Source organism: Paenibacillus sp. MER 180 (assembly GCF_023713665.1).
GTDB lineage: Bacteria > Bacillota > Bacilli > Paenibacillales > Paenibacillaceae > Paenibacillus_B > Paenibacillus_B suaedae.
This window is the reverse complement of the sequence record NZ_JAMAVT010000007.1, coordinates 333,333-345,840: the sequence shown is the minus strand read 5'-3', so window position 1 is coordinate 345,840 and position 12,508 is coordinate 333,333. Positions and strand designations below refer to the sequence as shown.

The 12,508-nt window shown below is 50.4% G+C and carries 9 protein-coding genes and 1 rRNA gene; 2 read left to right on the top strand and 8 right to left on the bottom strand.

Features of this window, described 5'->3' with window-relative positions:
* The 8 genes from M3661_RS14610 to iolC form a co-directional block, all read right to left on the bottom strand.
* Nucleotides 1-203, bottom strand: a 16S ribosomal RNA gene (locus M3661_RS14610); the annotation flags it as partial.
* Nucleotides 204-690: 487 nt separating this feature from the next.
* The gene (locus M3661_RS14605) at nt 691-2,280 is read right to left on the bottom strand and encodes a solute:sodium symporter family transporter (protein ID WP_251486226.1); all 1,590 of its coding nucleotides are present in this window, start codon (nt 2,278-2,280) and stop codon (nt 691-693) included.
* Nucleotides 2,281-2,378: 98 nt separating this feature from the next.
* Nucleotides 2,379-3,437, bottom strand: a complete 1,059-nt coding sequence (locus tag M3661_RS14600) for a Gfo/Idh/MocA family oxidoreductase (RefSeq protein ID WP_251486224.1) — start codon at nt 3,435-3,437, stop codon at nt 2,379-2,381.
* 16 nt (nt 3,438-3,453) lie between these two features.
* Entirely contained in the window at nt 3,454-4,350 is an 897-nt protein-coding gene (gene iolE, locus M3661_RS14595) for a myo-inosose-2 dehydratase (RefSeq protein WP_065293645.1), read from the bottom strand.
* Between the two features lie 287 nt (nt 4,351-4,637).
* The gene (iolD, locus tag M3661_RS14590) at nt 4,638-6,578 is read right to left on the bottom strand and encodes a 3D-(3,5/4)-trihydroxycyclohexane-1,2-dione acylhydrolase (decyclizing) (RefSeq protein WP_251486222.1); all 1,941 of its coding nucleotides are present in this window, start codon (nt 6,576-6,578) and stop codon (nt 4,638-4,640) included.
* A gap of 14 nt (nt 6,579-6,592) precedes the next feature.
* Nucleotides 6,593-8,044, bottom strand: coding sequence for a CoA-acylating methylmalonate-semialdehyde dehydrogenase (locus M3661_RS14585; RefSeq protein WP_251486219.1), 1,452 nt, complete (start codon nt 8,042-8,044; stop codon nt 6,593-6,595).
* Nucleotides 8,045-8,138: 94 nt separating this feature from the next.
* Entirely contained in the window at nt 8,139-8,987 is an 849-nt protein-coding gene (locus tag M3661_RS14580; RefSeq protein WP_251486216.1) for a class II fructose-bisphosphate aldolase, read from the bottom strand.
* Nucleotides 8,988-9,133: 146 nt separating this feature from the next.
* Nucleotides 9,134-10,129, bottom strand: a complete 996-nt coding sequence (iolC, locus tag M3661_RS14575; RefSeq protein WP_251486213.1) for a 5-dehydro-2-deoxygluconokinase — start codon at nt 10,127-10,129, stop codon at nt 9,134-9,136.
* Between the two features lie 392 nt (nt 10,130-10,521).
* Here iolC and iolG point away from each other — a divergent pair, with 392 nt between their 5' ends.
* Both iolG and iolB read left to right on the top strand, forming a co-directional pair.
* Complete coding sequence (gene iolG, locus M3661_RS14570) at nt 10,522-11,526, top strand: inositol 2-dehydrogenase (RefSeq protein ID WP_251486250.1); 1,005 nt, start codon at nt 10,522-10,524, stop codon at nt 11,524-11,526.
* Nucleotides 11,527-11,581: 55 nt separating this feature from the next.
* Nucleotides 11,582-12,388 carry a 5-deoxy-glucuronate isomerase gene (iolB, locus tag M3661_RS14565; protein ID WP_251486210.1) on the top strand — a complete coding sequence of 269 codons (807 nt, stop codon included), beginning with the start codon at nt 11,582-11,584 and terminating at the stop codon, nt 12,386-12,388.
* The last annotated feature ends 120 nt before the right edge of the window (nt 12,389-12,508 follow it).

Below are 12,508 nucleotides of genomic sequence, written 5' to 3'. Positions count from 1 at the left end.
CCCTCATGCGAGGAAAATGCCTATCTGGTATTAGCTCACGTTTCCGTGGGTTATCCCAGTCTTATGGGCAGGTTACCTACGTGTTACTCACCCGTCCGCCGCTAACCATCAGGAGTGCAAGCACTCCTTCAAGCCCGCTCGACTTGCATGTATTAGGCACGCCGCCAGCGTTCGTCCTGAGCCAGGATCAAACTCTCCGTTAAAGTTAAGTTTGAACTGCTCATATCTTTTGACGAGGTATTGCTACCTCATTCACAAACGTTGCTCGTTGTTCAGTTTTCAAAGAACAATCTTAGTCAGTAACCAATCTCTTAGTTACTTTCTTTTTCTCACCGCTTTGTCAGCGGCGACTTTTATAATATATCACTTCATTCATTCGAAGTCAACAACTTTTTTTCAACTTAATTTTTTAAGTTGTTTTCATTTTGTTGTTGCCCGCCTCTTAGCGAAGCAGGAATTTGAATATACCATAGCTACTTAAAAGAATGCAACCTCTTTTTTTGAATTTGTTTATCCCAGCCATGTTTCTCCTCTAACTCCTTCTATTAATAATAGGGATACTTAGGATAATGATGACACACTTACTAGAGAAGGGGCAGCCCACTTAGCATGGAATCCCAAACTCCCAAGCTCCTTTTTTCAGGCTAACCCCTTATTCATAGTACTAGAAGATAGACTCCTCTCTCCCTATTAAGCAGCTATTCCTAATGGAGAGAATAGAATGTAAACAGCGATCATAAGCACGATCATGACAACGGTAAATGCCTTCGCATGCTTCCATGGCGTCAAATCCACCTTGCCTGATTCAAACAGCTCGAAATCCTGTTCGCGCGGTTTCCATTTCCCGACGAGCAGCATGACTAACACGCAGACTGGGAACAATACACTTAAAATGTACAGGAAGTTGAGCGTACCCAAAAAGAATTTGGACAGGGTATAGAGTACTATATGGACAACCAATGCGATTTTAGGTGCAATTGCCGGTACCTTCTTGCTAAAGAAGCCGACAACGACAGCGGCAATGATCGGGATGTTATAAAATCCGAACATCTCCTGCAAGTAGTAATACAATCCTGAAGGCGCATACAGAATAAAGGGTGCAACAGCTACTGCAATAAGACCAAGCACGACGGCAAAGATTCTGCCTGCCTTCACGAGCTGCTGATCCGTCGCGTTCGGCTTGAATATCGGCTTGTAAATATCCAAGGTGAACAAGGTTAACGAACTGTTGAGCGCTCCATTAAATGAGCTTAATATCGCACCGAACAACACGGCTGCGAAAAATCCAGACAGTAACGTCGGAAGAACCTCAATAACAAGTGATGGATAGGCCATATCCGCATTGCTAAGCGAATTGTTAAAGAGATGATAGGCAATAATGCCCGGAAGAACGAGATAGAACGCTCCGAAAATTTTGAACATGCCGGCATACAGCACGCCCTTTTGGCCTTCCTTCAAGTTTTTGGCGCCCAGCGTCCGCTGAACGATCGCCTGATTCGTACACCAATAGAATAAATTGTTGAAGAGAAGCCCAGCGCAGATCGTCACCCAAGGAACTGGCGAAGAACTGTCACCAATGGAGTTCAACTTCTCGGGTTCTTTGTGCAGCAGTGTGCTGACCCCATCGAACAAATTGCCTCCTCCGAGTGCAACCAGACCAAGCACGGTAATGAGCAGACCACCGACAATAAGGCCGACTCCATTCAGCGTATCCGACAGTGCACATGCGCGCAGACCGCCTAGTACCACGTAAGCAATCCCTGTAATCCCAATCGCAAGAGATACAACCAATATAATATGGAAATCACTCAGATCAAATCGAGCCGAAATATTAAAAATCGTATCAAGCACAAGTGCACCAGAATAGAGCACGGTAGGCAAATAAGCAACAGCATATCCAAGCAAAAACAAAATCGAGATAATCTGACGCGTACGCAAATCATAGCGCTGTTCCAGAAAATCCGGGATTGTCGTAATCCCTGACTTCAAATAACGCGGCAAGAAGATAAATGCCATAAAGATGAGCGCGATCGGCGATGTTACCTCCCAAGCCATGACAACCATGGAAGTTGCATAGCTTTGCCCATTCAATCCAACCATTTGCTCCGTCGATAAGTTCGTCAACAGCAGCGAGAAAGCGATTACAATACCTGTCAAGCTGCGCCCGCCCAGAAAGTATCCATCCGAGCTGTTCAAATCCACACTGCGCGTCTTGTACCAAGAGTACCAGGCAACAATTCCAGTATACAGTAAAAAGGTGATGACCGTGATGTAAGTCATGAAAGCCCTCCTCTATGCATAGAGAAATCTTGTGCTTATCATTGCTAGTTCTAGTAAATGGGACTGATGGCACCGAGAAGGATTACGAAATCCCATTTTTACTTGATGGCAGTCACAGCAGCAGGCATTCGAACGTCAACCAGTTGGCCGCTTTCAAATGACTCCTTGCATGCATACCCAAGCGCGGTCGACAGCACCCCATCCTCTACTGTTACTTTCGGTTGTCTTCCCTCGAGGATTGCCTGTACAAATTCAACTGCTTCATCCATATAAGCCTGTTCAAACCGTTCAAGGAATCCATTTGCGCACTCTCTCACGACACCCCGATCATCGAGAATCATGACTTGATTTTTCTCTGGTACAGTCCCGATACGCAGTGATCCTTGCGTACCTATAATTTCAGTCTCGATATGATAGCCGTGCGCACAATTGCGACCCGCTACAAATATCCCCATCTTATTGCCTGCAAATTGTACAAGTGCTGCTCCGGTTTCTGCATCGTTCAGCTCCGCAAGCTCGGTATATCGATGAGAACCGCCGATTGCCCACACGCGTTCCGCTTCCACGCCCAAATACCACCGAGCCAAATCCAAATCATGAATTGCCATATCGAGGAACAAGCCCCCGCTATAGTTGCTCTTGGCAAATTGCATGAAGCCAGGCATCGCTTGTGCCGGATCGATTCCATAACAGCGAATCAGCACGGGTTCGCCAATCGCACCCGCTTCAATTTGTTTCTTCGCATACGCATAAGAGCGGTCATATCTGCGCATAAAACCAAGCATGAACACCTGATTCGGATGCTTGCGAACAGCCTTCTGCACGCGCAGCGCTTCCTCCATGTACAGCCCAAGCGGCTTCTCACTGAATACGTGAAACCCAGCTTCCAGCGCCTGCTCAATCTGTTCGCAATGATAAGAAGATGGAGAAGCAATAAAAATGGCGTCCAGTTCTTGATTGCGCAGCATATCCTCATAATTCGTATACCCGTAAGGGACATTCAGCTCTTGTTGAGCTTCCTCCACCTCTTCCGGTATCACACTGCATACGGCCATCAATTTGCAATTCGGAATGCGATGCGCCAAATTATCCGCGTGCTGCCGCCCGAGTCTTCCTAAGCCTACAAGACCTACCGATATCTGTTTGCCCTGTTTCATCTGTTCGTCCCTCCGTTTATACGCCCGCTTGCTGCAAAATATACTGTCTAGCCTTCATTGCGTATTCGAGCGGATTCGCCCGAGCAGGATCCTGCTCCGCTTCCACCAGCATCCAACCGCGGTATCCAGCCGTTGCAAGCGATTGGAACACCGGTTCGAAGGGAATGCATCCATCTCCGGGAACCGTGAATACCCCTTCCTTTACCGCCTGCAGGAAGCTGAGCTTTTCTTCAAGTACGCGGCGCGCCACATCCTTGCGCACATCCTTCAAGTGAACATGCTTAATGCGATCCATATAACGATTCAATATGTATAGGGGATCCTCTCCGGAAAATACAAGGTGGCCTGTATCATACAGCAAGGACACCAGCTCCGGATCTGTGCTAGCCATTAGGCGCTCGATTTCCACCGTTGTCTGAACGCCAGTTCCCATATGATGATGGTACACGAGGTGCATATCCTTGGCCCGAGCAAGCTCTCCCAATTGATGAAGCCCCTCAGTTAAGCGCTTCCAGTCTTCGTCGTTGAATATCGGCTTATTATCAAAAAGCGGAGTATCCATTTCTCCCTGAATGCTGTGTCCCTGCTCGGATACAACAATGACCTTCGAGCCCATCGCATGCAAAAAGTCACGGTGTTGAATAAATGCCTCTACCGTTTCTTCAAGCGGCTTTACAGTCAGGTAAGCGCTAAACCAGGCACTCGCTACCTCCAGATTCCTCAAATGCAGCGCCTTCCGCAGCACCTCAACTTCACGAGGATACTTATTGCCGATTTCCGTACCCGTAAAACCAGCAAGCGCCATCTCACTTACACACTGCTCAAATGTATTTTCTCCGCCTAATTCAGGCATATCATCGTTCGTCCAGCCAATAGGAGCAATCCCAATCTTCACACTCTCTGCTGCAAACATGCCCATTCCTCCCCAGAAGTCATAATCAAGATCATGGAGGCAGGCGGTACAGCTTGAAAAGACGGCTTGAAGACCTCGCAAAGCTAGGTTCAAAAAATACCGCCCGATTATTATCCTCTGCTGTCCGTCAAGCGCTCCGAACATCGAACATTCCGTATAATATCCGCTTAACTGAATGCCGTGCCCGGTATCTGCCGCCTGCTCCATTACTGCTGTTTCCTGCTCTGTGACATGTTAATAAAGGTTATTGCGTGTCGGACTTGCCATCGAATATACGAGAGGATTGGCTAATATGGTCGTGCCTGGCTCAGGGATTGGCGCCGCTCATCATAGGCTTGGGCAATTGCCTTCTTGCCCGACACCTCTGCTACGCCAACATTCCACCATGCATCATAGCCATGGGTCATCGTCTTCGGGAGCACCTTAATATCGATCAACGTCGATTCCTTCTGGCGCTTAGCTGCCATCACGGCCTGTTCGAGCTCCTTCATGGTGCGTACCGAATACGTAACGGCTCCGTACCCCGAGGCACTAAGCGCAAAATCGATGCCGACAAGAGGCCCGTCCAACTTGCCCGTATACGGGTTACGCGAACGGAACTCTGTGCCGAAGCTGCCCATGCCGTTGCCCATCTGTAAATTGTTAATACATCCGAAACCATTATTGTCGAATAGCAGGACGTTAATTTTCCGTCCCTCTTGAATGCTCGTCAGCAGCTCAGAGTGAAGCATTAAGTAACTGCCGTCACCGGTAAAAGCGTATACCTCTCGCTCCGGCTCCGCCATCTTCACGCCAAGCGCGCCTGCAATTTCGTATCCCATACATGAGTAGCCATATTCCATATGGTACGAATGCGGTGTCTCAGCCCGCCACATCCGCTGCAAATCCCCTGGAAGGCTGCCGGCTGCGCCCACAACAATCGCATTGTCGCCGAGCAGTTGGTTCAAGGCGGCCACAACCTGTGTCTGAGTCAGGCTGCTGCCAAGCGCCGCCGTATATTCTGGCAGTGCCTCATCCAAATGGCCCTCAATTTCTGGAGTAAATGAACCTGCGCCTTGTACGTACTGAATGCCAGCCAAGCGCTGCCATTCCTTATCCCAAGCGTCGCGCGCTTCTTGAATCTCCCCTGTATAGACTGAACGGTAATCCAGGGATTGAAGCCGCTGATGAAGTTCCTCCAATCCCACTTTTGCGTCAGTCACTATCGGAGTTGCATCCATCTTAATCGCTTGAAATTCGGACACGTTCACCGTCACGACATCTATATCAGGATTGCCGAACAGTTCCTTAGAACCTGTCGTAAAATCAGTAAAGCGCGTGCCTACTCCAATAATGAGATCCGCATCCTTGGCAATCGCATTCGCAGCCGAATTGCCTGTCACTCCGATGCCGCCCAGATTAAGCGGATGAGAGCTTGCGATCGCGCTCTTGCCCGCCTGCGTCTCAGCCAACGGAATATGGAAGGCTTCCGCGAATGCCGCCAGTGCCTCTCCCGCTTCGGAGTAGCGAACGCCTCCGCCGCAGATAAGCAGCGGCTTGCGTTTGCGAGCGATGAGGCGAACCGCATCCTCAAGCTGCGCCGCTGAAGCAGGCCTCCGATCGATCCGATGCACCCGCTTCTCGAAGAAGGAGGCGGGATAATCATACGCTTCCCCCTGTACATCCTGCGGCAATGCCAGTGTAACGGCACCGGTGTCGGCCGGATTAGTCAGCACCCGCATTGCTTGAATCAGTGCCGTCATTAGCTGCTCCGGACGCACGATTCGATCCCAATACTTGCTTACGGGACGAAAAGCATCATTCGTCGATATGGTAAGATCATGTGGCTGCTCAATTTGCTGCAGCACCGGATCGGGCTGGCGAGAGGCGAACGTGTCTCCCGGAAGCAGCAGCACTGGAATTTGATTCGCCGTTGCTGTTGCCGCAGCGGTTACCATATTAGCTGCGCCCGGTCCGACCGAGGAGGTACAGGCGCATATTTGCTTGCGCCGCATCTGCTTGGCAAATGCGACGGCAGCCTGAGCCATCCCCTGCTCATTGCGCCCTTGGTATACTTCCAAGCCGCCGCAGTTCTCTTCGAGCGCTTGGCCCAATCCAAGCACATTGCCATGACCAAATATCGTAAATACGCCTTTAATGAAGCGCTGCTCCACACCGTCAAACTCCACATATTGCTGATCCAGAAACTTGACGAGTGCCTGCGCCATTGTTAAACGGATCGTTTCCATCCCGAACACCATCCTTACCAGCGCGTAGTGACCATCTTTTTGCGGGTATAGAACTCTACTCCGTCCGTGCCGTTCGCATGCAAATCTCCATAGAAGGAATCCTTGTAGCCAGAGAACGGGAAGAAGGCCATCGGTGCTGGGACGCCAACGTTTACACCGAGCATCCCTGCATCGATATTCTCACGGAATTGTCTCATATAAGCGCCGCTCGACGTGAAGATGCAGGCACCGTTCGCAAACCGCGATTCATTCGCCCAAGCGATTGCCTCATCGATATCCTTTACACGCACAATCGATAATACCGGCGCAAAAATCTCATCCTGCCAAATTTTCATTTGCTGTGTCACTTCATCGAAAATCGTCGGCCCCATGAAGAAGCCATCGCCATTGGTTTCTGCGTCCTGGCGGCCATCGCGCACAAGCTTGGCCCCCTCCTGCACGCCAGCATCAATGTAACCGATCGCTCTCTCCTTATGACCTTCGCGAATGACTGGCCCAAGGAACACGTCATTGCGTTCGCCATTGCCGATAATAAGCTCATCGGAAGCCTTCACAAGCTGTGCAACAAACTCGTCCGCAACCGATTCCTGCACGAGCACAACCGAGCAAGCCATGCAGCGTTCTCCGGCCGAACCGAATGCTGCATTGATAATTTGCGTCGTAGCGTTCTCCAGATTCGCGTCGTCCATTACGATCGAGTGGTTCTTGGCTCCGGTCAAGGCTTGCACGCGCTTCAAGTTGGCAGTGCCGCGCTTGTACACATACTCGCCGACTGGCTGGGAGCCAACGAAGGAGATCGCCTTCACCTGCTTATGATCAAGCAATCCATTCACGACATCATGCGCCCCATGGACAATATTCAGAACGCCCTTCGGCAAGCCAGCTTCTTCCATGAGCTCCGCCAAGCGGCAAGCCAGAAGAGGAGTACGCTCGGAAGGCTTCAATACGAACGTGTTGCCGCAAGCGATCGCCAGCGGGAACATCCAGCACGGTACCATCATTGGGAAGTTGAACGGGGTAATGCCGCCAACGACACCGATTGGATAACGGTACATACCGGATTCAATGTTGGTAGCAATGTCCGGCAGCTGCTTGCCCATCATGAGCGTTGGCGCACCGGCTGCGAATTCTACGCATTCGATGCCTCGCTGCACTTCACCGTATGCTTCTTTGAAATTTTTGCCGTTCTCAAGCGTAATCAGCTTGGCCAGCTCATCCCAATGCTCAACGAGAAGCTGCTGATACTTGAACATGATGCGCGCCCGGCGCGGTACGGCAGTACGCGACCATGTGCGGAACGCTTCCGCAGCCACAGTTACCGCTTCATTCAATTCTTCCATGCTGGACAACGGGACATGTCCGATAATGTCGCCCGTAGCCGGATTGTATACCGGTTCCGTTTTGCCTGATGTTGATTCCTTCCATTGTCCCCCGACATAGTTGCGAATGGTGATTGCTTCTGTCATGTTCCATTCTCCTCTCGTCATTTCATATATAGTAAGAACATCTGAAATCCGGATGTGAACCTAACAAACCGTTCCTTTTATACGTTCAAAAGAGTTACACATTCAAAGCTTGATGGGCATTCAGCAGCAGCATCTTCTGTTTGGCCGCTTCCTTCACCGCTTCTATCGGACGGGCGAATAAGGCAACGCGGTCGAACTCATTTGGTTTGTTCAGTATTTCGCTGCGCAGTGTCTTGCCGAACGCCATGCGGAGTGCCGTACCGATATTGACCTTGCTGATGCGTGTAGCCGCAAGCCTGTGCAAATCATCGTCCTTCACACCGGTCGATCCATGCAGCACGAGCGGCACTGATACGACGCGCTCAATCTCCGCGAGCCGTGCGTAATCAATCGGCGCGGACTGCTCCTCCATCCGGTGAAGCGTTCCAATCGCTACTGCCAAGGCGTCGACACCCGTTTCTTCGGCAAACACTTTCGCTTCGCCTGGCGCGGTCAGCCTCGCCTCCACCTTCATGGACGGATCCGTATATCCGACAGCGCCAATTTCCGCTTCGACAGGAATGCCGCAGGCATGCGCCAGCTTTACAATCTCCCGCGTGTTGCGGATATTGTCTGCTAGCGGCAGCTGCGAGCCATCATACATAATGGATGTGTAGCCGCTCATAATCGCTTCGGCCGCCGTATCAAATCCATCGCCGTGATCCAAATGGATGCACACCGGCACCTTCGCACGCTCAGCCAAGCTTCTGTACAACGCTCCTGATACTTGAAGAGGCATGTAGCGAAGCGCCACCTTATTTGTCGCCAATATGACCGGCGCTCCGACTTCCTCGGCTGCGGCAATGACCGCCGAAGCATCCTCATAACCAAATACGTTAAATGCCGGCACGGCCGCATTGCGTTCCGGCAAGCCCTGCATCATTTCCGTTAATGTAACGAGCATGAACCGTCCCTCCATGTTGAATGACTTATAACTTGCTCACTATCTCATACGCCGCAAACTACCCCATCGAGCCGTTATGGCTGCATTCAATCCAATGCAGTTTCATTCCAATGGAAGATTTGGTCGTGTGTCAGCGGTATTCAGGTCTATTCCCCACGCTCCGCGCTTCTGATGAATTCATCCAGTTCCGCGGTCGTTGGCATCGCGTCTGAGCAGCTATGGCGCGAGATAACGATGGCGGCCGAAGCGCTGCCGTATTCCATCGCACGCGGCAAATCCCAGCCCTGCATCAATGCATAAATCATGGCAGACGCATAGGAATCGCCCGCTCCGAATGTCTTGAGCACCTTCGTCTTGAAAATGCCCCCTCTATGCGCTTCTCCGTCTTTCGTATAGGCAATCGAGCCTTCCGAGCCATGCTTGATGAGAACAACCTGCGCGTGATGCCCGAACCATTTCGCTGCAGTCAGTCGATCGTCCGCTTGCTGACCCGAGAACTTCTCCATCATGTCGAACTCTTCGCGCGTTCCAATGATAAAGTCGCATTTTTCCGCCGCAAGCTGATAATAAATCGAGGTTTCCGCAACATTTTTCCAAGTGTACGGGCGATAGTCTAGATCGAAGAATACGAATACCCCATGCTTGCGCGCATATTCCAAGGCAATGAATACTGCCTCGCGTGACGGGCTCGCAGCGAGCGCCGTTCCTGATATGAGCAGCGCCTTCGTCTGCTTGATATACTCCTCAGATACCTCTTCCGGCTTAAGGAGGAGATCCGCTACATGGTCACGGTACATCAGAATGCTGCAATCTGTAGGACTTTTAATTTCAGTAAAAGCTAATCCTGTCATTGCTCCCGTATCATCAACAGCAAGCTGCGACGTATCTATCGATTGATCGTTCAAATATTGTCGTATGTAACGGCCCATCTGATCATCGGACAGCTTGCCGATGAATCCGCTTTTCATGCCGAGGCGTGACGCCCCAATTGCAATGTTCGCTGGAGATCCGCCCACGTACTTCGTGAACGTTCTCGTCTCCTCCATTGGCCGATTAATTTCGTTCGCATTTAGATCGATGCACAGTCTTCCGATGGCAATCAAGTCGAATGGCCGATCCTTAGGGAATGATAGTGTACTCATATCCAGTCAGCACCTCCATGTTCTCTGCCTCATGCCCTCTTTCTGCAGGACTGAGGCCATTATGATGCAGTCTCTTTCTGTTGCGAGTTGAGTTAAGCGCTTACCTTTTAGCTAATTATATGCACACCAATTTGGTAATGTAAACGCTTTTTCAATGATTTAATAAGTTCTTTTTTTCACTTGCACATCTTCTTTTCCTATTTAAAATAACTCGCCATTTTCCCTACTACACAGCGAAATCCTACTCGATTATTGATTTTTCACCTTGCCAACCTCTGGAACATAGCCTATAGTTAAAATATGAGTTAAGCGCTTTCCCTACTTTGCCTAGTAAGTCGTTTTACTGTTCCATATACAGAACAATTTTTCGATCACACTCAGAGAAAGCAGGGATTATTATGCTGCAAGTAGGAATCATCGGTGCCGGACGAATTGGAAAGCTGCATGCCAGCCATATTCAACAAATGAGCAATATCCGCGTTCGCGCAATATCAGACGTATATACGGAAGGGTTGAACGAATGGGCTTCCGCGCATGGAATCCCTGTTGTCACGAACGATTATCAAGACATTCTTCATGACCCGGATATTCAAGCGGTGTTTATTTGTTCACCGACCAGCACACATGCGGACATCATTCGCGAGGCTGCCGAAGCCGGCAAGCATATTTTCTGTGAGAAGCCTGTCAGCTTCTCAATCGAAACGACAGAGCAAGCACTAGCTGCGGTTAAGAAATCCGGCGTAAAAATGCAGGTCGGATTTAACCGCCGCTTTGACCATAATTTCAAAAAAGCGCGTGACGTCGTACAATCCGGAGGCATTGGAGCCCCACACCTGCTGCGCATTACGTCGCGCGATCCAGAGCCGCCATCGGCAGAGTATATCGCCAAGTCCGGCGGATTGTTCATTGATATGACAATTCACGACTTCGACATGGCTCGCTATATCATGCAAAGCGAGGTCGTTGAGGTATATGCGCAAGGAGCGAATTTGGTCGATCCGAAAATCGGGGAATTGAATGATATCGACACAGCCATTGTTAGTCTGCGCTTTGCCAACGGTGCGCTCGGCATTATCGAGAACAGCCGCAAGGCCGTGTACGGCTATGATCAGCGTCTAGAGGCATTCGGCTCTGATGGCTGTGTCTCAACACAGAACGATCGTCCTTCTACAGCAGTTGTTGCGACGGCTAGTGGAGTTCATATGGACAAGCCGCTACATTTCTTCATCGAACGCTATACGCAGGCCTATATCCAAGAGGTTCAAGACTTTGTCCGAGCCATTATGCACGATGACCCAGTCGTCTGCGATGCCAACGACGGATTGCAGGCGGAACGCATCGCGCTAGCGGCTAAAGAGTCGCTGCGCAGCGGGATGCCTGTTAAGATAGCCCATTAACATATAGATTTGTATTGATAAAACTATTCTCTACTTAGGCAAGGAGGCCGCCTTTATGTCTAAATTACTCGTATCGCCACAACCAAGAGATAAGCAAGGCAAGGTCATTTCCGTTACGCCGCAAAGCGCAGGCTGGAAGTATGTAGGATTCGAGCTGTATTCGCTGAAGCCGGGAGAAACGCTGCAAAACGATACAAACGAGCAGGAGGTATGCCTTGTCCTGCTGAGCGGGAAGGCTGAGGTCAGCACTTCGAAAAAGTCGTTCGGTGTGCTTGGACAGCGCATGAGTGTATTTGAACGCATTCCTCCGTATTCGGTTTACGTGCCGAACCATGATCGATATACCGTTCAGGCTGAAACGGCCTTGGAGCTGGCTGTCTGCGCGGCACCCGGCAAGGGAACATACCCGGCTCGCGTCATCGCTCCTGAAGATGTCGGTGTAGAAACACGCGGCTCCGGCAGCATTGAGCGGCATATCCATAATATTTTGCCGGAACAAAAAGAGGCGGACAGCCTGCTCGTCGTAGAGGTGTTCACGCCTGGCGGGCATTGGTCCAGCTATCCGCCGCATAAGCACGATCAGGAAAATTTGCCGCAGGAATCTTATTTGGAAGAAACCTATTATCATGAAGTCAATCCTGAGCAAGGGTTCATTATGCAGCGCGTATACAATGACGACCGTTCGTTGGATGAGACGATGGCCGTGCCGCACCGCCATGTCGTCCTAGTTCCAGAGGGGTACCACCCGGTATCCGCGCCTCCAGGGTACGATTCCTATTATTTGAACGTGATGGCGGGACCTGTGCGTACATGGAAGTTCCACAATGATCCCGAACACGAGTGGCTTTTTGAAAAAAAGTGATGCCGCTTATTTCGATCAGTCTCTTACAGGAGAATGGCGTAGTCCATTCTCCTTTTGTTGTATAATGAGAAATAAAGAGAAGACGTACACAAGAAGTGCGAAGAACGATGAGGAGTTACC